14 protein-coding genes are annotated in these 24,954 nt (G+C 40.2%); 11 read left to right on the forward strand and 3 right to left on the reverse strand.

Annotated elements, in window-relative coordinates; translation table 11 throughout:
* Nucleotides 1–35 precede the first annotated feature (35 nt).
* Together ACJG85_RS08010 and ACJG85_RS08015 are read left to right on the forward strand one after the other, a co-directional pair.
* Nucleotides 36–8,288, forward strand: a complete 8,253-nt coding sequence (locus ACJG85_RS08010; RefSeq protein WP_412476090.1) for a T9SS type B sorting domain-containing protein — start codon at nucleotides 36–38, stop codon at nucleotides 8,286–8,288.
* Nucleotides 8,289–8,570: 282 nt separating this feature from the next.
* Nucleotides 8,571–8,813 carry a hypothetical protein gene (locus ACJG85_RS08015; protein WP_409679533.1) on the forward strand — a complete coding sequence of 81 codons (243 nt, stop codon included), beginning with the start codon at nucleotides 8,571–8,573 and terminating at the stop codon, nucleotides 8,811–8,813.
* A 171-nt stretch (nucleotides 8,814–8,984) separates the two neighbouring features.
* Here the strand turns inward: ACJG85_RS08015 and ACJG85_RS08020 are convergent, their stop codons facing one another.
* Complete coding sequence (locus tag ACJG85_RS08020; RefSeq protein ID WP_409679530.1) at nucleotides 8,985–10,178, reverse strand: pyridoxal phosphate-dependent aminotransferase; 1,194 nt, start codon at nucleotides 10,176–10,178, stop codon at nucleotides 8,985–8,987.
* A 129-nt stretch (nucleotides 10,179–10,307) separates the two neighbouring features.
* Here ACJG85_RS08020 and ACJG85_RS08025 point away from each other — a divergent pair, with 129 nt between their 5' ends.
* Nucleotides 10,308–11,642, forward strand: coding sequence for an aspartyl protease family protein (locus tag ACJG85_RS08025; protein WP_412476091.1), 1,335 nt, complete (start codon nucleotides 10,308–10,310; stop codon nucleotides 11,640–11,642).
* 31 nt (nucleotides 11,643–11,673) lie between these two features.
* On the opposite strand, the gene ACJG85_RS08030 is transcribed toward ACJG85_RS08025, so the two are convergent.
* Complete coding sequence (locus tag ACJG85_RS08030) at nucleotides 11,674–12,108, reverse strand: DUF1573 domain-containing protein (RefSeq protein ID WP_409679524.1); 435 nt, start codon at nucleotides 12,106–12,108, stop codon at nucleotides 11,674–11,676.
* Between the two features lie 279 nt (nucleotides 12,109–12,387).
* Here ACJG85_RS08030 and ACJG85_RS08035 point away from each other — a divergent pair, with 279 nt between their 5' ends.
* Nucleotides 12,388–15,015, forward strand: coding sequence for a valine--tRNA ligase (locus tag ACJG85_RS08035; RefSeq protein WP_412476092.1), 2,628 nt, complete (start codon nucleotides 12,388–12,390; stop codon nucleotides 15,013–15,015).
* Nucleotides 15,016–15,234: 219 nt separating this feature from the next.
* Here ACJG85_RS08035 and ACJG85_RS08040 read toward each other — a convergent pair whose 3' ends face one another.
* Nucleotides 15,235–17,649 (reverse strand): PAS domain S-box protein, encoded by a 2,415-nt coding sequence (locus tag ACJG85_RS08040; RefSeq protein ID WP_412476093.1) that lies wholly within the window; start codon nucleotides 17,647–17,649, stop codon nucleotides 15,235–15,237.
* A gap of 301 nt (nucleotides 17,650–17,950) precedes the next feature.
* Here ACJG85_RS08040 and ACJG85_RS08045 point away from each other — a divergent pair, with 301 nt between their 5' ends.
* The 7 genes from ACJG85_RS08045 (at nucleotide 17,951) to ACJG85_RS08075 (ending at nucleotide 24,837) form a co-directional block, all read left to right on the forward strand.
* Nucleotides 17,951–18,370 carry an IS1/IS1595 family N-terminal zinc-binding domain-containing protein gene (locus tag ACJG85_RS08045; RefSeq protein WP_290873581.1) on the forward strand — a complete coding sequence of 140 codons (420 nt, stop codon included), beginning with the start codon at nucleotides 17,951–17,953 and terminating at the stop codon, nucleotides 18,368–18,370.
* 98 nt (nucleotides 18,371–18,468) lie between these two features.
* Nucleotides 18,469–19,731 (forward strand): hypothetical protein, encoded by a 1,263-nt coding sequence (locus ACJG85_RS08050; RefSeq protein ID WP_412463800.1) that lies wholly within the window; start codon nucleotides 18,469–18,471, stop codon nucleotides 19,729–19,731.
* Nucleotides 19,732–19,755: 24 nt separating this feature from the next.
* On the forward strand, nucleotides 19,756–21,294 hold the full coding sequence (locus ACJG85_RS08055; RefSeq protein ID WP_409679512.1) for an MFS transporter: 1,539 nt from the start codon (nucleotides 19,756–19,758) through the stop codon (nucleotides 21,292–21,294).
* Nucleotides 21,295–21,304: 10 nt separating this feature from the next.
* Entirely contained in the window at nucleotides 21,305–21,520 is a 216-nt protein-coding gene (locus ACJG85_RS08060) for a DUF6814 family protein (protein ID WP_409679510.1), read from the forward strand.
* Nucleotides 21,521–21,597: 77 nt separating this feature from the next.
* The gene (locus tag ACJG85_RS08065; protein ID WP_409679507.1) at nucleotides 21,598–21,792 is read left to right on the forward strand and encodes a hypothetical protein; all 195 of its coding nucleotides are present in this window, start codon (nucleotides 21,598–21,600) and stop codon (nucleotides 21,790–21,792) included.
* Nucleotides 21,785–24,478, forward strand: coding sequence for an ATP-binding protein (locus tag ACJG85_RS08070; protein WP_412463801.1), 2,694 nt, complete (start codon nucleotides 21,785–21,787; stop codon nucleotides 24,476–24,478). Before ACJG85_RS08065 ends, ACJG85_RS08070 begins: the two co-directional genes overlap by 8 nt.
* Nucleotides 24,475–24,837, forward strand: coding sequence for a response regulator transcription factor (locus ACJG85_RS08075; RefSeq protein WP_412463802.1), 363 nt, complete (start codon nucleotides 24,475–24,477; stop codon nucleotides 24,835–24,837). The genes ACJG85_RS08070 and ACJG85_RS08075 overlap by 4 nt, the downstream gene beginning before the upstream one ends.
* Nucleotides 24,838–24,954 lie beyond the last annotated feature (117 nt).

The following is a 24,954-nucleotide window of genomic DNA, read 5'->3' on the forward strand; positions in this document are numbered from 1 at the left end:
ACTTGTAGGCAAAACTTACTTTAATTGGGTAAAAAATGAAGAACATTACTTTTTCTAAAAACATATTACGGGCTGCATTTTTATTGTTAAGTGTGTGTGGCTTTTCTCAAAATCTTTTGAATAACGGAGATTTTGAATTAGGCTTTAACATCGGACATCAAGGAGGGCAATTGCCCAATTACACAGTGCTGACTACACCTTACAGTGGTACTACAGCGGCTGGTAATTGGACCATATTTACCAACCCACAACCGGTCAATACAACATCATTTATTGCAAGTGGTGACCATACCACCGGAAGTGGACAAATGATGATTATAGACGGAACCAGTGTTGGGGGACAACAACGTTTTTGGAAAGCCGGTAACAATGGTGGAGGTGTTTGTAGTTTAACCGTTGGCGTTACCTATACTTTTTCTTATTGGATACGTTCCATTTTTACTACACCCGGAGGTACATTAGCCAATATTGGTGTACAATTTAATAATGCAAACAACATTACTTTGGTTTCCGGTTCTGCAACAGCGCCGGTCGTGGCTAACGGATGGCGTCAGGTGGTGTATACTTTTACGCCTACCAATGCATGTGTGAATATCGAATTATATAATAACAACACTGATTTCGCAGGTAATGATTTTGCGGTAGATGACTTTTCACTAACCGCGCCTCCGGTCCCTTTGTCAATTAGTTATACTGCTACTAATCCGACTTGTCAGGGATTATCTAACGGTTCCATAGCGGCTTATGCCAACAATGGAGTTACACCTTATGGTAATTATGTTTTAACCGGTGCAGCCAATCAGACTAATGCCACAGGTTTTTTCTCGGGATTACCGGCTGGAACTTACACCGTATCGGTTACCGATAATACCGGAGCCTTTGTTTCTCAAACGAATATTGTTTTGACCAATCCTTCAGGCTTAACAGTTAGTCCGGCTACTGCTATATGTTCAGGCAGTTCAACCACTTTAACCGCAAGTGGCGGTGCTTCAGGTTACACGTGGACTTCTAATCCAAATGACCCGAGTTTGACCACACCCAACATTGCTAATCCTGTAGTGAGTCCAACTCAAACAACCACATATACAGTATCATCTACGGCTACATCTACAGTAAACCTGATAGCCAATGGTAATTTCTCTAACGGAAATATAGGATTTGATTCCGATTATACATTTTACTCTCCTTCTAATACTACTTTAGCCCAAAGGGCCTATGGTATAGTTATTAATCCCAATACTTGGGAGACAGGATTCTCTGCCACTTGTGTTGATCATACCACCGGTAACGGATTGATGATGGTAGTTGACGGATCTACATTTAATAGCGGAAACGACTTGGTTTGGGGGCAAACCGTAGCCGTATCACCGGGACAAAATTATACTTTTTCCTATTGGTTGCAAACTGTAGCTCCCAATAATCCGGCGGTGATCAGGGCTTTAATAAACGGTACCTTGTTAGGTACAGCTAATGCTTCAGCAACGGTATGTGGGTGGACGCAATATACATACGTATGGAATTCAGGAGCAGCAACTTCGGCACAAATTCAGTTGTTCAATTCCAATACGAATGCTTCCGGAAATGATTTTGCCTTAGATGATATTGCTTTTACCACTTCAGTCAATTGTAATTTAAGTTCCAGCGTAACCGTTACAATCAATACCCCTGTTGCGCCTAATATTGTTTGCGGAACAGCTACACCAACTTCACAAGTATTCAATTGGACAGCCTTAGCAGGAGCTACAAGCTATGCAATATCCTATAGTATTAATGGCGTTACACCGGTAAATGTAGGTACTATTACAGCCACAACATTTACAGTTACTCCAATAACCTCAAGTGACTCAATAAGTTTAACCGTTACACCAAGTGGCACCGGTTGCTTTACTTCGGCTACAAAAATATGTGGCGTTATTCCATGTCCGCCACCTACAGTGAGTGTAACCCAACAACCTACTTGTGCCGTGCCAACAGGGACTATAGTTTTTACGAATCCGGTTGGTCCTTCACCACTTCCAATTCCGTCGGATTTATTTATATCTGAAGTGACGGACGAAAGCAGTGGTGCTCTATCGTACATCGAAATTTTTAACGGTACCGGTACTCCTAAAAACTTAGCCAATTACAAGCTTAAAATTTACAACAACGGCAATGCCACTCCATCTAACTTTTGTGATTTTGCTTTAAGTGGTACCTTAAACAACAATAGTGTTTATGTTATCGGAGTAGGAAGTGCTGTTAACCAAGGAGGAGTAACGCCAAATTTGGTGGTAAGCGCTTGTCCCGGTTTTAATACCAATGATAATGTAAGATTAGCTACCAGTGCAGATGCAGAGTTTGATTTATGGGGTAGAACTGACGGCGTTGATTTTACACCGCTTAACCAATCCGGATATACCTATCGAAGATTAGCTACTGCACCACATCCAAGCATGACATGGAATCCGGCTGATTGGACAGCTATAGATCCACAGGATTATACAGAAATTGGCTCTTATACCTATCAAACAGCTACTTATGAATACAGTGTTAATGGCGTTAATTACCAAACCAGTCCAACTTTTACCGGTTTGGCTCCCGGAACCTACAATGTAACCGTTCGCGATTTAGTGTCCGGTTGTGTTTCAACTCCTATTGCGCTTGTAGTTAATCCGGTACCAACCGTTCCGGCACCTACAGTTGCCCCGGTGGTGTATTGCCAAAATACGGCAGCCATTCCTTTAACTGCAACTCCTTCACCCGGTGGTGTTTTAAATTGGTACGGTACTAATGCTACCGGCGGAACGGCCTCTGCTACAGCTCCAACTCCAAGTACTACAACTTTGGGGACTACAACTTATTATGTAAGTCAAACTCTTGGCGGTTGCGAAAGCCCAAGAGCGGCTATAACCGTTACCGTTAATAACCAAGCACCAACAGCTACACCTTTCTTGTTTTGTGATACGGCCAATTCTACACCAACTTCTGTAGCTTTTGATTTTAATAATGTTGGACAAACCAGTTTTTCATATAGTTATACCATAGATGGTGGTACTCCGGTAACAGGAACATTCCCTACATCAAACGGATCTAACTATACTGTTACAGGTGTTTTACCGGGACAAGTGGTTGTGTTTACCATTACTTGGAACGGAGTGTGTACACCGCCACTTACTTCTTCTACAGTTGTCCCTACATTTACCCAGCTTGGCCCTTATTGTGCCGGTCAAACTGTACCGGCTTTGCCTACAACTTCATTAAACAATAAGACCGGAACTTGGTCTCCGGCTACTATTAATAACACGACCACCACTACCTATACGTTTACGCCTAATCCGGAACAATGTGCTTCGAGAGCCTCGATGACCATTGTAATCAATTCGAATGTAGTTCCTACTTTTAATCCGGTGGCTGCCATTTGTAGCGGACAAACGTTGGCGACTCTGCCAACTACCTCAACCAATGGTATTACAGGAACTTGGTCGCCTGCGCTAAACAATACAGCTACGACTACTTACACTTTCACACCAACGGCCGGACAATGTGCTTCGACTACAACTTTAACCATCACTGTAAACCCTAATGTATTGCCAACGTTCACAGCGGTGGCTCCTATTTGTAGCGGACAAACATTGGCTGCTTTGCCAACCACTTCTAACAATGGTTTTACCGGAACTTGGTCTCCGGCACTTAATAATACAGCTACGACCACTTATACTTTTACACCAACAGTTAACCAATGTGCCACAACGGCTACTTTGTCGATAACAGTCAATCCTATAGTTACGCCAACCTTTAATGCTGTAGCGCCTATTTGTAGTGGGCAAACCTTATCGGCTTTACCAACCACTTCTACCAATGGGATTACAGGAACTTGGTCTCCGGCGCTAAACAATACCGCCACGACTACTTACACCTTTACGCCAAATGCAGGGCAATGTGCTTCGACCACAACTTTAACCATCACAGTAAATCCAAATGTATTGCCAACTTTTACCGCTGTAGGACCAATTTGTAGCGGACAAGCTTTAGCGGCTTTGCCAACAATCTCAAATAATGGGATTACGGGAACATGGACACCCGCCTTGAATAATACAGTAACAACTACCTATACTTTTACTCCAATAAATAGTCAGTGTGCTACTTCTACCACTTTAACGGTAACTGTGAATCCAAATGTATTGCCTACTTTTACGCCTGTTGCTCCAATTTGTAGTGGTCAAACTTTAGCGGCTTTGCCAACTACTTCCAACAACGGAATTTCAGGAACTTGGTCACCCGCTTTAAATAATACCGCCACAACAACTTATACCTTTACGCCAACCGTTGGACAATGTGCTTCAACGACTACTTTGGTGATTACCGTTACCCCCCGTGTTACGCCAACTTTTACTGCGGTTTCGCCTGTTTGTAATGGTGGTACTATTGCTCCGTTACCAACAACTTCCAACAACGGAATTACAGGGACTTGGTCACCTGCTTTAAACAATACCACCACCACAACCTATACTTTTACCCCAAATGTGACAGAGTGTGCTACCAGTGCTACTCTTCAAATAACGGTTATTCCACTAACAGATCCGGTGGTTGATATAGTTGAGAGCTGTAATGCTAATACTGTAACGGTTACAAGTCCTATTGGAAATAATTACGAGTACGCCATTGACGGAGGTGTTTATCAGTCGAGTCCGGTTTTCTTTAATTTACCAGCCGGTAGTCACTCCATTGTGGCTCATGAAATTACCGGAAATTGCTTTTCAAATGCAGTTGTTTTCAATATTAATCCTGCTACTAATGATGTAGTGGTAACGGCTCCTCAACCGTTGAGAGGTTGCGACTTTAGTAATGATGGTTTTATTGAATTTAATTTGAATCAGGTAATCAATGCGGTTACAGGAGGTACACCATATTTGGTCACTTTCCATGAAACAGTAACCGATGCCAATACCGGAGCTACTCCTATCACTGATGTAACGGCTTATGAAAATATTAATCCTTGGTTACAAATAATCTATATCAGAGTCCAGTCTACTGCCACCGGATGTTATGAAGTTTTACCATTACAATTGATAGTTGATCCAACACCGGAAGCAACTACTCCTAGTGATTATTTGTTGTGTGATTACACAGGAGCTGTAGGTTTTGAGAGTTTTGATTTGACTACTACTGTACCGCAAATCTTAGGCAGTATCGACCCATTAACACATACGGTGTCTTTCCACACGAGTTTGGGTGATGCTCAAAACGATATCGGTGCAATTACCAATGTAACCGGCTATATAACGGGTAGTACTACCTTATATGTACGTGTAGAAAATAACTCAACCGGATGTTATGACGTGGTTAGTTTAGACTTAGTTGTGAATGCTTTACCTAACTCAACCCAGCCGAACTATCCGCAATACACTTTGTGTGATTACAACGGAGCAGTAGGTTTTGAAGTATTTAATTTGGCCGACCAAGTAGACGATATTTTATTAGGTCAAACCGGTATGACAGTAAGCTTCTATCCGAGTTTGAACGATGCACAAAACAACACGAATGAGATTACCAGCTTACAATACCAAAACCAAGACATTTATGTACAAACCTTGGGTATTCGTATTACCAACAGCACTACAGGTTGTTATGTAATCTCTACTATGGATATTCGCGTAGTGCCGCTACCAACACCTATACCGCCAACCCAACCTTACACCATTTGCGATGACAATCAGGATGGCGTGTCATGCAATTTTGATTTGGCTTCTTTAGTACCGAGTATGTTGAACGGGGTAACGTCTTATACCATTACTTTCCATGAGACTTTACAAGATGCACAATTGGGTAATACTGCTATTGATACTTCAGTGCCCTATTGTTCTATAATACCGTTTTTGCAAACCATTTATGTTAGAACTGTGGATAACAATACCGGTTGTTGGAGTGTTATTCCAATTGTTTTAGAAGTTAATCCGAGCCCGATTGCTCCTGTGAATTTGAACGATATTGAAGTTTGTGACCAAGACAATAATACTCAAAATGGTTTCACTCTAGTGGATTTAACGGTTCGTACACCTGATGTATTGGCCCAACAACCTTTAGCAGCCGGCAATTATACGGTAACTTATTACACCTCTTCGGCTGCGGCTGCCCTAGGAACATCTCCAATTATTCCTGATACTAATTTCTTGGCTTATAATGGTCAACCGATTTGGGTTAGGGTAGAAGACAACAATACCGGTTGCTACAACATTGGTACTTTCAACGTGATTATCAACAGACCTTTATTATTAACCACGCCAACACCGCTTAGCGTTTGTGATGACGATGCCAATCCGAATGATGGTTTCCATACCTTTGATTTAACAGTACGTGATGTAATGATAACCCAAGGCTTATCGGGATATACTGTAACTTACTACCCAAGTTTAGCCGATGCGCAAAACTTAACCAATGCCATTGGAACACCAACGGCTTATACTAACCTTACGGCTCCGGTACAAACCTTAGGGGTACGCGTAACGAGTGCTGCGGGTTGTTACAGTGTAACAACATTAGACATTAGAGTATTGCCGATACCAACACCAAACACCAATCCGCCGAGTTTAGGTGCGCAGTGTGATTACAACAATCCGGGAGATATGTTGGAGTACTTTGATTTAACGGTGAATGCGGCATATATCTTGAACAACGACCCTAACTTAACATTGGAGTATTATAACAGCCAGGCCGATGCGATTAACCAGGTGAACCCGATTATCAATCCAAGCAATGCCTTAGTAGGAGATGTAGACCCGAATGAGCAAAGTGTTTGGATAAGAGTAGAGAACAACCGAGTGGATTATTTAGGGAATAACTGTTATGTTTTGGTGGAACAACCGTTAACGGTTAATGCGTTGCCAACAGTGGCTACTATAGCCGACTACCAAATCTGTGAGGCTGATCCATCGGGAGTAAATGACGGATTTGAAGTATTTGACTTAACGAGTCAAATCACCGCCTTGATGGCCAATAACCCAACACCGCCGACATACACTGTAAGATTCTATGAAGATGCAGCTTTGACCATTCCAATCAACACTCCGGCTGCTTATACGAATCTTACTAACCCGCAAACGATTTATGTTCAAATCACTAATGATGTAACAACTTGTCGCAGCGTAGTAGGTCAGTTCAATATTTTGGTGAATCCAAAACCAACCATCAATATAGTAATGGCTGATATGTTGGAGTGTGATTACGATGGGGTAAACGACGGCTTGATGTTGTACACCCAAAACCCGACCAATGCCCAACCAAGTTTGGCAGGTTATGTGGATGATATTTTAGGGGCAGGGCAAACGGCACCGACTTACCTAGTAGAGTTTTATTTCAACAGTCAGGCCGATGCCGATGCCGGCAACTCAGCTAATGCGTTGACTAACTTAGATACCTATCAAGTACAAACGGGTACTTATTGGATAAGAGTAACCAATACGGTAACGGGTTGTTATCAGTTGGATTCTTTTGATGTAGTGATAGAGCAATTGGCCGAGCCTGTAATCACCAGCAACACCGGAAGCAATATTGCATGTGTGAATTGGAACCAAACGATAGTGAACAACAACTTAATCTTAGACAGTGGTATTACAGCACCGAACTACACCTTTAATTGGTATGCCGACGGTAACTTGATTACAGGAGCTAATTCATCCACGTATGCGGTAACGGATATCAATGCAGACAGTGTTACTTATACGGTAGAGGCCGTGAGTGTAAATCCACCGTTGTTAGGCTGTGTGTCTGTTATTACAGCGGCATCTACTTTTGAAGTGGTTCGTTCGGGAGCAGCGGCAAACATTACTTACACAGTAACCAATGCCTTTGCAGAAAACCAAATCATCACTGTAACCAATGATGGTTATGGGGTGTATGAGTATAGTTTAGACGACGGACCAAGACAAGCGAGCAATGTGTTTGAGAATGTATCGTTGGGCAGCCATACGATTTATGTATGGGATGTTAGAAGTCCGGATGGGTATTCTTGTGGTGTGGTATCGATAGATAACGTACAAGTGATAGATTACCCACGTTACTTTACACCAAACGGTGATGGATTCCATGACACTTGGAATGTAACGGGCTTACAAAACTTTGACATCGTGACAAAGATTTACATCTTTGACCGCTACGGTAAGTTGCTCAAACAGCTAAGTTCTTCGGGTGATGGTTGGGACGGAACCTATAACGGACAGCCGTTACCATCAACGGATTACTGGTTTACGGTAGATTATCCGGAGAATGGTGTGATGAAGCAGTTTAAAGCACACTTTAGTTTGAAGCGATAACCAAAATCCTGAATACAAAAAAACACCCGTTCTGATGAGCGGGTGTTTTTTTTTTGCAATAGCAATGTTACAATATTTAAAATAGGGTTTTTAGGATAGGATAAGACAATTGGAGTTGGTGTCAGGGAATCAAATTTGTTAAAAAGTGCTTTTTCTTGTAGGTTTTTTAGGCCTTTACCGTTTAACAACTCCTTTTTTTAACATCTTAGAGTAGTGGTTTTAACATTTACTATTTATAAGAATTCTCTACATTTATATGCCCAATTCAAACTAACCTAACTCATGATTTTGTCTACTGTATTTGAGCAAGCTCAAAGATACGATACTCCATTATTGGTGGAGTATTATTTTCGTGGTGAAAAGATAGAAGATCCGATTCAATTTTTTGAAGTCAACCAACAATTTTGTGAGTATATTTTTCCTTCTACTGCGGAAACTCTAATAATGGTGAATAAGTACCTTATTTACAGAGAAACACATAAGTTGGTAATTTCGGAATACGGTTTTCATTTGATCCATTTGTAGTTAGCACTGTTCTAACAAACTACCCAAGGTGAACTTAGCCCCGACAGTAGCGAGCTACCGTGTAGCGCGAATGGCGGGAGCAGTAGTCTAAGAAAGACCAAAGGTGTGCTCCTAAAAACAAAAAACGCCTCTGTTAATTGAGGCGTTTTTGTTTATAATGAGGATTGAAAGTTAAGCATTGTACACTTTCAAAGCTTCTTTTAAAATAGCTACCGAGCGGATTAAATCTTCTTTTTTAAGCACATAAGCAATGCGTACTTCGTTTAATCCAACTCCCGGTGTAGAATAGAAACCTGCGGCAGGTGCAACCATTACAGTTTCACCGTTGTTGTCGTAAGACTCCAATAACCACTGGGCAAAATCGTCGGCGTTTTTTACCGGCAATTGTGCGATACAGTAAAATGCACCTTTTGGGGTAGCCACTTTTACCCCTTCAATTTTTTGCAGTTCGGCAATTAGTGTATCACGACGGTCTTTGTACTCGGCTATTACATCGTCAAAATAACTTTGTGGCGTTTCCAAAGCGGCTTCGCTGGCAATTTGAGCGTAGGTTGGCGGACTCAAACGGGCTTGGGCAAATTTCATAGCTGTAGCCATGACTTCTTTATTTTTAGAAACGATACAACCAATTCGAGCGCCGCACATGCTGTATCTTTTAGAAACCGAATCAATCATGATAGCGTGTTCTTCTAAGCCGGGTACATTCATTACCGAAAAGTGTTTTTCGTTTTCGTCGTAAATGAACTCGCGATAAACCTCGTCGGCTATCAGGAATAAATCGTGTTTTTTTACAATGGCAGCCAACTGCATGATTTCTTCTTGCGAATACAAATAACCGGTTGGATTGCCCGGATTACAAATTAAGATGGCTTTGGTTTTTGGGGTGATCAATTTTTCAAAAGCAGCAATAGGTGGTAAGGCAAAGCCTTCGTCTATGGTAGAAATTACCGGTACAACCTTTACGCCGGAAGCTGTTGAAAATCCGTTGTAGTTAGCATAAAACGGTTCCGGAATAATGATTTCATCACCGGCATCCATAGTGCTTCCCATAGCAAACAACAAGGCTTCGGAACCACCGGTTGTAATAATGATATCGGCAATATCAATAGGTAAGCCGTGTGACTTGTAGTAAGCGGATAATTTGGTACGGTAACTTTCAAAACCGGCCGAGTGGCTGTATTCTAATACTTTAATGTCGGCATTTTTTACCGCATTAAGAGCAACATCGGGAGTTTTGATATCGGGTTGACCAATATTGAGATGGTATACTTTGTGTCCTTTTTTCTTAGCAATTTCAGAATACGGAACCAACTTTCGGATGGGCGATTCAGGCATTTGCTGACCTTTCAGAGATATCTTAGGCATGTTGTTGAATTTAGTGCTGCAAATTTGCGACTTTTTTAGTTTGAAAACAATGCATTAAACGCCTTAAAAATTGTTAAAAATTATTTTTTAGCCTTTGTTTTTTATTAAATTTAACAAAAATCACACATAATGCGATTCTTCTATTCATTACTATTCTTTTTTATCAGCCTTAGTTTCTGTTTTTGTCAGCCGGGTTTCCATTTTAAAAAAGACCAAAAGAAAGTGGTTATCCCTTTTCAAATGATTAATAATTTGATTTTTATTCCCATTAAGGTTAATGGTGAAACTTTGACTTTTTTGTTAGATACCGGTGTAGAGGAAACAGTGTTGTTTAGTTTAGATGATAAAGAAGAAGTGAGTTTGCACCAATTAGAAAAAATTAGATTGAAAGGTTTAGGAAGCAGTGAAGCGGTTGAGGCCTTTAAATCCTCCAGAAACAAACTAGAAGTTTCGGGTTTTGTTGATGAAGATCACGAGATTTATTTGATACTCGATCAAGAGTTTAACTTTTCTTCTCAAGTGGGCATACCGGTTAATGGCATTATTGGCTATCATTTTTTTAAAGATCATTTGGTGGAAATTGATTACGATAAGAAAAAAGTTGTAGTTTACCACGAAAGCAATAGTAAAGTGAGAAAGCGCATCCTAAAAAAATATAAGAAAGAGGAGGTTAGTTTAGAAAACAACAAACCTTACTACTACACTACTGTAGTGACTGTGCAAAACCCCAGAAGGTCAAAAATGCTTATAGATACTGGGAACAGCGATGCTATTTGGTTGTTTTTGAGTGAAGCACCTAACTTGGTTTTGCCGTCTAAAACCATTAAATGTTTTTTAGGTCGAGGTTTCAGTGGCAATGTTTACGGACAAAGAGCAAGAATGGAAAGTTTTATCTTTGGTGATACAACTTTCAAAAATCCGATAGGCACTTTTCCCGATTCAACTTCTATCAGTAGTGTTAGTTTTGTTAGTGATCGTATTGGCTCTTTAGGCGGAGGCGTATTGTCGCGTTTTTCAGTTTTTTTTGATTATCCAAGCAGTTGTATTTATTCTAAACCCGGTTCTAAAATTAACGCTCCTTTCAACTTTAACATGAGTGGTCTCGAAGTACAACATGACGGTCTCGAATGGGTAACCCAAACCTATCAGGATAATTCAACTAGGGTAAATATTGCCAAAACCACTACTTATCATGAAGGTCATGTACAAGACAACCTCAAAATCAAGTTTGAACTAAAACCTATTTTCCGAATCTTTAATGTTAGGGAAGGATCGGTAGCCCAATTGGCCGGAGTGCAAAAAGGTGACCGTATCGTAAAAATTAATGGTAGAGATGCCCATAATTTAACCATAGAAACGATTAATGAGCTACTCAAATCTGAAGAGGGTAGAACTATAGTTTTGGAAGTGGAACGCAAAGGGGTGTTCTTAACCTACAAGTTCCAACTAAAAAGTATTTTATAAAAAAAACTCCCGATTCAATCGGGAGTTTCTGTTATTGCATTAATGGACTTTTTGTCTTTTTTTCCAGCAGGTTCTCTACCGGTTTGATGATTACTTCGCCTTTTATTTTTAAAGCTACTCGACCTTCGTCTACATTTACCGCGTTACTTTCTACCGTAATGGTTTTTCTGATAGGCCCCGGATTCATATTGTATTTCACCTCAATCTTTCCGGTTTTGCCCGGCATAATCGGGTCTTTAGAAAAGCTTGGCACCGTACAACCGCAGCTGCTTTTCACGTCTTTAATCAACAAGGGTTGATTGCCGGTATTGGTAAATTCAAACACGCGCAAACCACTGTCTTCTTCTTTAGTCACTTTACCGTAATCTATGGTGTTGTCTTTGTCTTTAAACTCAATTTTTGGACCGTCCTGAGCAAATACCATTGCGTTAAACAAGATAGTTGCGATAAGTATTATTTTTTTCATAGGTCAAACGTTGTATTTGGTTAGTAAAAATACTGGGTTTAAATTAATGCACAAAAATTTAATTCTTAATTTTTTCTAAAGTCTTTATTAGTTACTTTTGCAATTCAGTTTACAAAAGCTGTGCCAGAGGGTTAGGAGCGAGTGGTTAGTGTGTATCTGTTATCCATATTCCCGCTTTACGGGCTACGCGGTAGCCTCTTTAATCGGGGCTAATAGGCATAGGTCTCTCACTTCTGTAATCCGAAAATCTAAAATCTAAAATCTGATATCTAAAATCATATGATTCCAGCGCAATTCAACGCCCAAGAAGTAGAAAAAAAGTGGTACGACTACTGGATGAAAAACAACTATTTTCATTCTAAACCAGATCACCGCAAACCATACACCATTACCATTCCGCCACCCAATGTGACCGGAGTTTTGCACATGGGCCACATGTTAAACAACACCATACAAGATGTGTTGATTCGTCGTGCCCGTTTGAAAGGCTTTAATGCTTGTTGGGTTCCCGGAACCGACCACGCTTCAATTGCTACCGAGGCCAAAGTAGTGGCCAAGTTGAAAAGCGAAGGCATCAACAAAAACGATTTAACCCGAGAAGAGTTTCTCAAACACGCTTGGGATTGGACCAACAAATACGGTGGTACTATCTTAGAGCAGCTCAAACAATTGGGTTGTTCTTGTGATTGGGACAGAACCAAGTTTACTATGGACCCCGACATGTCGGCTTCCGTAATTCGCTCGTTTGTTGATTTATACAATAAAGGCTATATCTATCGCGGTTACCGTATGGTCAACTGGGATCCGGAGGCCAAAACTACCTTGTCCGACGAAGAAGTGATTTACGAAGAGCGTCAAGGTAAATTGTACCATTTAAAATACCAAATCGAAGGTTCAAACGAGTTTGTAACCATCGCTACAACACGTCCTGAAACCATCTTGGGGGATACTGCTATTTGTATCCATCCCGAAGACGAGCGTTACACGCACCTAAAAGGTAAAAAAGCTATCGTACCGATTTGCAACCGCGTAATCCCTATCATTTTTGACGAGTATGTGGACATGGAATTCGGAACCGGTTGTTTAAAAGTAACGCCGGCGCACGATGTGAACGATAAAACCTTAGGTGAAAAACACAACCTGGAAATTATCGACATCTTTAACGAAGATGCTACCTTAAACTCCTATGGCTTGCACTACCAAGGCAAAGACCGTTTTGTAGTGCGTGAGGAAATAGCTGTTGAATTAGAACAAATAGGTGCTTTGGCCAAAACCGAAACGCATTTGAATAAAGTAGGCACTTCAGAACGTACCAAAGCCGTAATCGAGCCGCGTTTGTCTGACCAATGGTTCCTTAGCATGGAAGAATTGGTAAAACCGGCCATCAAAGCCGTATTGGAAACCGAAGAAATCAAATTATACCCGTCGCGTTTTAACAATACCTACCGTCATTGGTTGGAAAATATCCGCGACTGGAACATCTCGCGCCAATTGTGGTGGGGACAACAAATCCCGGCCTATTACTATGGCGAGGGCAAAGATGATTTTGTGGTTGCTGAAAATATAGAAACTGCGCTTGAGCTTGCCAGAGCCAAAACCAACAACCCGCAACTCGAAACCCACAACCTCACTCAAGATCCGGATGCTCTCGATACCTGGTTTTCTTCTTGGTTATGGCCTATGGCAGTATTTGGCGGTATTTTAGATCCCGAAAACGAAGATTTTAAATACTATTATCCTACCAACGATTTGGTAACCGGACCGGACATTTTGTTCTTCTGGGTAGCGCGTATGATTATTGCGGGTTACGAATACGCCGGTGAAAAACCGTTTACCAATGTGTATTTAACCGGATTGGTGCGCGACAAACAGCGTCGTAAAATGTCGAAGTCATTAGGCAATTCGCCTGAACCGTTGGAACTGATTGAAAAATTTGGTGCCGATGGTGTTAGAGTAGGATTGTTGTTGAGTGCTTCAGCCGGAAACGACATCTTGTTTGATGAGGAATTATGCAACAACGGTAAGGCTTTTGCCAACAAAATATGGAATGCCTTCCGTTTGGTAAAAGGTTGGGAAGTAGCCGACCTTCCGCAACCGGAAAGTGCTAAAGTAGCTATCGAATGGTACGAAGCCAAGTTGCAACAAACCTTAGCGGAAATTGAAGACCATTTTGAAAAATACCGTTTGTCCGACGCCTTGATGGCGATATACAAATTGGTTTGGGACGACTTCTGTTCGTGGTTCCTGGAAATGATTAAACCGGGTTACCAACAGCCAATCGACCGCGCTACGTTTGACAAAGCCATCGAAATGTTGGAAGCCAACTTAAAGTTGTTACATCCGTTTATGCCGTTCTTAACCGAAGAGATTTGGCAACACATAGCCGAAAGGACACCGGAGCAAGCTTTAATTATAGCCGAGTATCCAACGCTAACCGCTTACAACGAAAAGCTAATAGCCGATTTTGAGTTCGCTGCCGAAGTCATAGCCGGTATCCGAACCATCCGCAAGGACAAAAACATAGCAATGAAAGATGCCGTAGCCTTAAAAGTGGTAAACCACGAAAAGGCTTCGACTTATTTTGACAGCGTAATTGTTAAATTGGGTAACTTATCCGAATTGGACTATGTGACCGATAAAGTAGACGGTGCCTTAACCTACCGTGTAAAGTCGAATGAGTACTTTATACCGGTATCCGGTAACATCGACATTGCTGCGGAAATTGCTAAGCTGACTGAGGAGTTGAAGTACACCCAAGGTTTCCTACGCAGTGTACAAGGCAAATTGGCCAACGAGAAATTTGTAGCCGGTGCGCCGGAGCAAGTCATTGCCAACGAACGCAAAAAAGAGGGCGATGCCTTGGCCAAGATTGCCACGATAGAGCAAAGCTTAAACAGTTTGAAATAAGAAAAGCCCCGGTTGGGGCTTTTTTGCTGGGGTTATTTGAAGGTTGCGAGTTTCGGGTTAAAAGTTTAAGGTTTAAAAGACTCTTGTTCTCGGGTACTACTATCCCGTCAGTTAGAATGTACTGATTGAATCGGATGTTTCGGCTTACAAGTTTCGGGTTTAAAGTGAATTGTCCGCAACTCGTAACTCGTAACCCGTAACCCGCAACTCGCAACCCAACTAAAGCTTCTTCTTCACATTATGTATAAACATCGTCAGTTCTCTGGTAAAAGTATCCAAGGCGGTAACAGAGTCTTTAACGTTGTCCATGATCTTGGCTAGTTCTTCCTTGTTTAGGTCGTATTCCAGTAAACCGGCTATGCCTATAATGTTGGCTATAGGGAGTCTGACTTTGTGCGAAGTCATAAACATCATTTCCTCTAAGCTTTTAATGTATTCTGTTTTTTCTTTTTCGGCATTTTTAAGTTGGGTAATGTCGTAACCCGTTAGGATAAATTTTTTCTTTTTGTCAAGCGGGTGTAAAATTCTCAGCATGTATTTGGTACTGTCGTCTTCTTGGGTAATTTCATCTATCCATTCTACGTTGTCATTTTTATGAATGTTTTGAAAAGACCAATGTCTTTTTTCGGCTAGCGCAGGGTCTAAGCCTTTAAGTTTGCACAAGTCAAAATCGGTTTTGCCAATCACCCAATCTCTTATTTCTTCGCTTTCAATCCCTTTGGGGTTTACGTATAAGTATTTTTCAAAACTGTCGTAAACCGCTATTTCGGTTGGGATTTTATTTAAAATTTCATCGGTAAATTGCTTTTGCTTTTCAATTTGAGCCGTTCTCTTTTTCACCCTTTTTTCCAGTTCAAGGTTCATGCGCAAGGTATTGGTCTCCGATTTTTTTCTTTCGGTAATATCGATAAAAGTACCTATATAACACATTTTGCCTTCAATTTCTATGCTTTCCACCGAGAACAAAACATCTATTAAGGTGCCGTCTAAACGTTTAAGTTGCGATTCTATGTTGCGTTTATGTCCGCCTTCGTCTTTAATGCTTTTAAGGATTTTTTCTGCTTCTTCAGGTTTTATGGTGCCGTGTTGGATGGCGTTGTTACCCACAAGACTGCTTTTGTGAAAGCCTGTTAGCAAGCTAAATGAATCATTAACATAAAGGATGTTTTGGTTGTCTACTTCGGTGATGATAATGGCAACCGGACTCGACTCGAGGATTTGGAAGAATTTTTTATGGGTTTCCGCAATCATTTCGTAGGCTTTTTTGCGCTCGGTTATGTCACGGCCCATGGCATACATTAGGTCATCTACCATAGTCACATTCCATTCTATCCATTTGTAGGTGCCGTCTTTGCTGCGGTAGCGGTTAACAAAATCAAGGGTGTCTATGTTGGCAAATAGGGTGTGTTTTTCGTTGTCGGTTCGGTTAATGTCGTCCGGGTGTATAAAGTCAAAGTAACTTTGGGCTAAAAACTCTTCTTGGGTATAGCCTAATATTTTGGTAACCGCCGGATTAATGCTGGTAAAATAGCCGTTTTTATTGGCCACCCCAATCAAGTCGAGCGACTGGTTGTAAATTATATTGAGCTTTTCCTCGGTTTTGCGTTTCTCGGTAATGTCTCTAAAAATCAATACCGAACCTATAATATGGCCTTGACTGTCGTGGATAGGCGCGCCACTGTCGTCTATAAAGATAGCGGTACCGTTTTTTTGAATCAGTTGGGTATTCTTTTCGAGGAAAATAATTTTGTTTTCCTTCATGGCCATCAAAGCAGGGTTAACACTTTTTCCTGAAGCATTATTATTGATAATTTTAAAAACGGACTCTATGGGTTGGCCCACGGCATCTTTATAAGTCCATCCGGTAATTTCTAAACCGGAGCGGTTGATAAAAGTTATGTTGCCGTTAATGTCGGTAGTAATTACGCCATCGCCCAAGCTGTACATGGTTTGCTGATACCATTCGTTTTGAATAAACAAGGCTTCTTCTTGCTTGTGTTGCAGCTTAATTTTTTGAAAAAGTTTATAAAAGGTGATCAAAAAGATAAGGATAGACAAAAAACTACTGTAAACCATAATCAGTTTGAGCGTATTCACTGATTTTTGTGCCTTTTTGGCCCGTTCTTTTAATAGGTTGTTTTCGGTAAGGTTGAATTTTTGAAATTCAGTACGAAGACTGTCCATAATCATTTTGCCTCTGCCATTGTTAACCAAATCGATAGTTTTCTCAGGACCTAACTTATTTAAGGTTACTATGGTTTCCTCTATGAACAAGTATTTGTTTTGGATAAGTTTCTGGATGCCCTCCAGTCTGTTTTGTTGGATTTTGTTGTCTTGGGTAAGTTGTTCAAGTTTTAAAAACAAACTGTCCTTAGTTTTAACGGAATGCATGTAAGGTTGCAAAAACTTAGGGTCTTTAGTAATGATATAACCGCGTTGCGCAGTCTCAGCATCTTTTACAGTTGATAATAAATTATTGCTTACTTGTATTACATCATAAGTGTGAATAACATGACCATCTTGTTTGGTGTTTCGGTTTAAAATTACAAACAGCAATACATTAATGAATACCAATATAGCCAAAGCCAGGCTAAATGCAGTAACGGCCAGATTAAATTGTTTTTTCCATTTCATAGCTTATTAAACTAATAATGATTGAAATTGGCGGGTAATTATAATCAGTAACAAGTGATTATTTCTTAAAAGTAAGAAAATATATTACATAATGTTAAATTTAAAACTTGTTTTTTTGGGATGGTTACAACAGATAGTTGCTAAAGCGTTTTTTTTAAAGGGCTCGGATTATAAAATTAATTATTGATACTATAATTTAAAATGGATAAAATTGTGCTTTATGTAATTTTTATCAAAAAAAATTATCAAAAATGCTTTTGTATATTTGCTAAATAAGTATATTTATGCAAAATTTATATATATGGAGATTATAGCGTGTCCCAAATGCCAAAGTGACGCGATAGTTAAAAGCGGCGTAATTAAAGACAGACAAAGGTTTTTATGCAAAAAATGCAATTATTACTTTACCGTAAACAAACTGGGTAAAAAGATAGACAGTTATTATGTTACTAAAGCATTGCAACTGTATCTCGAAGGGTTGAGCTACCGCGAAATAGAGCGGATTATAGGGGTGTCACATGTTACTGTGAGCAATTGGGTTAAAGAGTTTAAAATTTCCAAACCCAATCATACCGATTACCATCCCACCTATAAGATTTACAATCACTTAGAATTGGTGGAATTTCTTAAAAATAAAGAGGTATTGAAAGGAGCCGGGATGATTATCACCGAATTGGGAGATAAGTTCATGCTTATAAAATGGGAACGTTTCAAAGATTAGCTATAGTATTTTACAATAATATATATCGTAATTTTTTTGAACAATTAAATATTGGAATTTGGCTGAACAAAATTTAACCAAAACCAATTATTTTAATTATGAAAAAATTACTAGTTGTAACGTTTGCCGCCTGTTCTTTATCGGGCTATGCTCAGCAAACTCCTGCAGCTCCTGCAACACCAGCCGCACCGGCAGCCAAAGAGTGGGATGTGAGCGTTTACGGTTTTGTAAGAACCGATTACATTTGGGACACCCGCCGTTCCGCACAAGTACGTGAGTACAACTTAAATCTTTATCCGTTAGACGAACAATTGGATGCTAACGGAGATGATCTTAACGATGCCGGCGCTTCCAATTTCCTCTCGGTAGTATCGCGTTTGGGCGTTAAAGCCAAAGGTCCGGATGTATGGGGTGCTAAAACCACCGGAACCTTAGAAGGTGATTTCTTTGGGAATACCGAAGCTTCTATCGGTTTGTTCCGTTTGCGTCACGCTTATGTGAACATGGAGTGGGAAAAAACCACTTTAACTTTGGGGCAAACTTGGTACCCAACTTTTATTCCGGAAGTGTTTCCGGGGGTAGCTAACTTTAGTACCGGTATTATGTTTAACCCGTTCGGTTGGGTATCGCAAGCGCGTATTAAGCAAAACCTGACTAAAGAATTGTCTTTTGCATTCACCGCTTACAAAGAAAGAGAGTTTACGACAGCTACCGCTACCGGTGGAACGCAAAACTCGGCTTCTTTCAATTCACCACTGCCAACCCTACACGGACAGTTTCAATTTAAAAACAAAAATTGGATTGCCGGTTTAGGATTTGAATACAAATCATTACAACCTTTAACTGTAAGCAATGGTTTGGCTTCTAAAGAAAAAGTAAACACTACTTCAGTTGTAGGGTACTTTAAATACAACAACGATAAATTCCACATCAAAGCCTACGGAATTAGCGGTAAAAACATGTACAACTTAGTAATGTTGGGCGGTTTTGCCGGATATACTACACCGGGTGAAGTTGAAACCTATGAGGGAATCAAAACTACAGCCATGTGGGTAGATATCGCCGGTAATGGTAAAAGTGTAGCGCCGGGCTTGTTCTTTGGTTACACTAAAACCGACGGGGTTAGCAAAGACAATCCGACTACTTTGTACGGTAGAGGTTTCTCAGGAACCCGCGGCGTTGATAACGTAATGCGTGTTTCGGCTCGTGTGGATTTCAAACAAAACAAATTCAGAGTAACCCCTGAGATTGAGTACACCGGTGCTACTTGGGGTGATATCAAGCCTGATGCTACTTTTGATGGTAACAACAAAAAGGTAGGTAACTTCAGAGCCATGGTTTCTTGTTGCTATAGTTTCTAATAACCAATTTAATATTTATACAGTATGAGCGATAAAAAAACAAAAGGGATTTGGAAAGTGATTTCCGCTTCCTCTATGGGAACCATGATTGAGTGGTATGATTTTTACATCTTCGGTAGTTTGGCCGTAGTATTATCTACCAAATTTTTCCCAACAGACAATCCTACAGCGGCTTTCTTGTCAACTTTGGCCACCTTTGCCGCCGGTTTCGTGGTGCGTCCGTTTGGTGCCTTATTCTTCGGACGATTAGGAGACTTAATCGGAAGAAAGTACACTTTTATGGTAACCCTAATGTTGATGGGTGGAGCCACTTTTGTCATCGGATGTATTCCGAGTTATGAAACCATTGGTTTTGCCGCTCCGGTATTGGTGTTAATCCTACGTTTGTTACAAGGTTTAGCATTGGGTGGAGAATATGGTGGTGCAGCTACTTATGTGGCAGAGCATGCGCCTAAAGGTGAAAAAGGTTACTGGACCTCGTGGATTCAAACCACTGCAACAGTTGGGTTGTTCATTTCATTGATGGTAATTTTGATTACCAAAGCAGCGATGTCTAAAGAAGCTTTCGAAGAGTGGGGCTGGAGAGTACCGTTTTGGGTATCAATCCTAATGGTTTATGTATCGTACTTGATTCGTAAAAACATGGATGAGTCTCCGGTATTTGCCAAAGCCAAATCGGAAGGGAAAACATCATCCAATCCGTTAAAAGAAAGTTTCGGTCACAAATACAACTTAAAATTTGTTTTGTTAGCCTTGTTCGGGGCTACTATGGGGCAAGGGGTAGTTTGGTACACCGGTCAGTTTTATGCGATGAACTTCTTAAAAACAGTACAAAGTATCGACTCTTCGCAGGTAGACATGTTATTAGGGATTGCCTTAATCTTAGGAACACCTTTCTTTGTATTCTTTGGATGGTTGAGTGATAAATTCGGAAGAAAATCTATTATGATGGCCGGTATGCTGTTGGCAATCTTATTGTACCGTCCGATTTACCGCGCTATGTATGCTTCAACCGACTTAGCCCAAAAAACCGAAATTGTAGAACAAACCAAAGTGGTCCCTACCATGAAAGAAGTAGATGCTACTAAAATGGACTCTATTTACACTACTACCAAAGCTTACACTGACGGTACTACTGTAGAAGAAATTAAAACCAAACATTTCGAAAACGGGAAGTTGATGTTGGATGACAAAGGCAAAGACAAAATCGAAACCAAAGTTACCAAGAAAATCAACTCGGGTGATATGTGGTTCTTGGTATTCATGGTATTTATACAAGTTATTTTTGTAACTATGGTATACGGACCGATAGCTGCTTTCTTAGTGGAAATGTTCCCGGTAAAAATCAGATATACGTCGATGTCGTTGCCTTATCACGTTGGAAATGGTATATTTGGAGGATTGCTTCCGGCTATTTCAACGTACTTTGTAACTACTGCTAAAGATGCCGGCGATCCTGAGTTTTACTTGGAGGGCTTGTGGTATCCAATTGGTATTGCTGCCGTATGTTTCATAATCGGAATGATTTATATAGATAGAAAAATTAATACACTTCACGACTAAAACAAACAGTATGAACACATTAAAGAAATTTTTAGGGATTGCTTGGATAGCTTTAGCCGTGGCTGTTGCCTATTTTGCAATCGGAATTTTCGGAGGGAAGTTAACCTCAGGAAAACAAGACGATTTAGTTTTCGGAATAATTATTTTTTTCATATTATTACCGCTAATTGTAACCGGCTTAACCATCTTTGGTTGGTATGCCATCACCGATGAATATGAAGATTAACATAAATAAATAGTTTATTGGTAACCAAGGGCTCTTACTTTGTAAGGGCTTTTGGTATTTATATAGCATAGCAATTTATGAAACAACGTCACCAACAAAAATTAGTCATCATCTCAATGGTTTTGCTCATTGGGCTCAATCTTCCCATAGTATTGTTGTTTGACAGTGCCGAGAGTCTTTTGGGATTTCCGGTGATTTATATTTACATTTTTTCGGTGTGGTTGTTTTCGGCTTTACTTTCTTTACTCATTATAAAACGGTACCATGAATAGTATAGCTTTATTAGTCATCCTGGCGTTGTATTTGAGCGTGCTGTTTTTCATTGCCCATTGGGCAGAGAAAAAAGAAAGCTCTCGTTGGACCAATAATCCTTATATCTATTCCTTGTCTCTGGCGGTTTATTGTACCGCTTGGACTTACTACGGTAGTATAGGAGTGGCGGCCAACTCAGGGTTGAACTATTTACCGGTGTATCTCGGTCCCATTATTATTATCCCGGCTTGGATGATTATACTAAAGAAAATCATTCGTATTTCTCGAGTAAATAAAGTGTCGAGTATAGCTGATTTTATTTCACTTCGTTACGGTAACAGCCGTTTTTTAGGAGCCGTAGTTACCATTGTTTGCTTGTTTGGTATCTTGCCCTACATTGCCTTGCAACTCAAAGCCATCTCCGAAACTTTTCACTTGGTTACCCAAACGCCGTCAAACTCTAATATATTTGACGACAGCACCACCTATGTGGCTTTTGCCTTGGCGATTTTTGCCTCTATTTATGGAACCCGCTATGTGGATGCTTCCGAGAAAAGAAAAGGAATCGTTACCGCAGTAGCTTTGGAAAGTGTCTTAAAATTGGTATTCTTTATCATCATTGGGGTTTATGTAACCTTTTTCGTTTTCGACGGGTTTGATGATATTTATGCCAAAGCTTCTTTGCTTGAAAATTTCCGAGAAAAAAACACCATAGGCGGATTACCGCAAGCGCTCAACTGGTTCTTCTTATGTGTATTGTCGTTGTTCGCCATTTTCTTATTGCCACGTCAGTTTCAGGTGTCGGTTATAGAAAATACCCGTGAAAATCATGTGAACACCGCAGTTTGGTTGTTTCCGTTGTATTTGTTGTTGTTCAATATTTTTGTGTACCCCATTGCTTGGGGAGGGAATATTTTATTCGACGGCCAAAACGTGAATTCGGATACTTTTTCGCTTTTAATTCCACAGTTTTTTAACAATAAAACCTTAACTGTAATGGTTTTCTTGGGCGGTTTCTCGGCAGCCATTTCTATGATAGTCGTTTCATCCATCGGCCTGTCAACCATGGTGAGTAATAACCTTATCATTCCTTACGGTTTGTTAGGTCGGTTACAACACAATGAGCAAACCACCATCAACAAAAAAATTGTCAATATTCGTAAGATTGGGATATTCTCGCTTATCATTATAGCCTACTTTATTTACCGCTATTTTGCTTTAGATTACAGTTTGTTTTCTATTGGTTTAGTTGCCTTTGTGATTATTGCCCAGTTGGCGCCTTCTTTTTTTGGCGCATTGTTTTGGCGAAGAGGATCACGAACCGGAGCAGTATCCGGCCTAATCGTAGGGTTTGTAATTTGTTTGTATACGTTACTTATCCCATATGCCTTAGGAATCACTTCGTCCGACACTTCCTTTATCACCAATGGCTTCTTGGGCATAGAACTATTGCGACCATTGCAATTGTTCGGACTCGATTATTTGCAGCCTGTACCGCATGCTCTGTTTTGGAGTTTGTTGTTCAACTTTATGACATATATAGCGGTTTCAGTAAGTTTTAAAGGCAATTACCGTGAGCGCAATTATGCCGAGATGTTCCTCGACATCAACAAATACATCAATATGCACGAAAATGCCTTTGTATGGAAAGGAACAGCTTACCGAAACGATATTGAAAAAGTGCTCATTAAGTTTTTAGGCGAAGATCGAACCAAGCGCGCCATGAATATCTTCAACGTTAAATACAACGTAGATAAAAACGAAGAATTAGCCGATGCGCGTTTGATCAAATTCTCTGAAAACCTACTGACCGGTCATATTGGCACAGCTTCTGCTAAAATCCTTATCTCAAGCGTGGTGAAAGAAGAAAAAATTACCTTGCCTGAGGTGTTAAAGATATTGGAAGAATCCAAAGAGAACATCATCATCAATAAAAAGCTCATGGAAACCTCCATTGAACTCAAGGAAATATCGGCCAAATTGCAGGAAGCTAACCAATCATTGATGATTAAAGACAAGCAAAAAGATGAATTCCTTGATACGGTAACCCACGAATTGCGAACACCTATTACGGCAATTCGTGCGTCGAGCGAGATTTTGTACGACGATGATGAAATTCCCGAGGAATTGCGCAAACAGTTTTTGCAAAACATCATATCCGAATCCGATCGTTTGAACCGTTTGATTGATAAAATTTTGGATTTGGAAAAATTTGAAACCGGTCGCCAAAAATTGCATTGGGCCAAACACAAAATTATGGAAACTATAGAGAATTCTATAGAGCCATTGCAGCAACTCATTAACAATAAAAACATCCATATTCACTTAGAAGGCAATGCCAATTTAAAAGCCGAATATGATGAAGACCGCATAGTACAAGTGGTGACCAATTTGGTGTCGAATGCCATAAAATTCTGCCCGGACAAAAATGGTTTGATCACTTTGGCGGTGTATGATAAGTTCGACTATGTGCAAGTAGAAGTAAGTGATAACGGTAAAGGCATAGCCACTACCGATTTTGAAAATATATTTGATAAGTTTTACCAATCGACCAATCAGAATTTCAAAAAGCCTATCGGGAGCGGATTAGGATTGGCCATTTGCAAACAAATTATAGAACACCATAAAGGGAATATTTGGGCCACCAACAATGCTACCGGCGGCGCGTGTTTGACCTTTACGTTACCCAAAAAACAGCAGTTATGAGAAAGATTTTAATTGTAGACGACGAACCCAATATCGTGATGTCTTTAGAGTACACTTTCAAAAAGAACAACTTTGAAGTGTTTATTGCCCGTGACGGTCAGGAAGCTTTGGATATATTGCAAAACCAACTTCCTGATGTAATTATACTGGATATTATGATGCCTTTTGTGGACGGTTTTGAAACCTTGGAACAAATTAAGAAAAACGAAAAACTTCAGCATTGTAAAGTGATGTTTCTCTCGGCCAAAAACAAAGAAAGTGACATCGAGAAAGGATTAACTCTTGGTGCTGATGCCTATTTAACCAAACCGTTCTCTATTAAAAAAGTAGTAGAGCAAGTGAATGAATTACTGGAGTAATATATAGGTTTAGGTTGGTATAATCCCTATTGGAATAACGGTATTCTTAGTTTCGATTTACATTGAAAAGGCCAAAGTTGTGTATACTTATTTAGCAACAAAGTTTTGATAGGTAAG

Source organism: Flavobacterium mekongense (assembly GCF_047038255.1).
Taxonomy (GTDB): domain Bacteria; phylum Bacteroidota; class Bacteroidia; order Flavobacteriales; family Flavobacteriaceae; genus Flavobacterium; species Flavobacterium mekongense.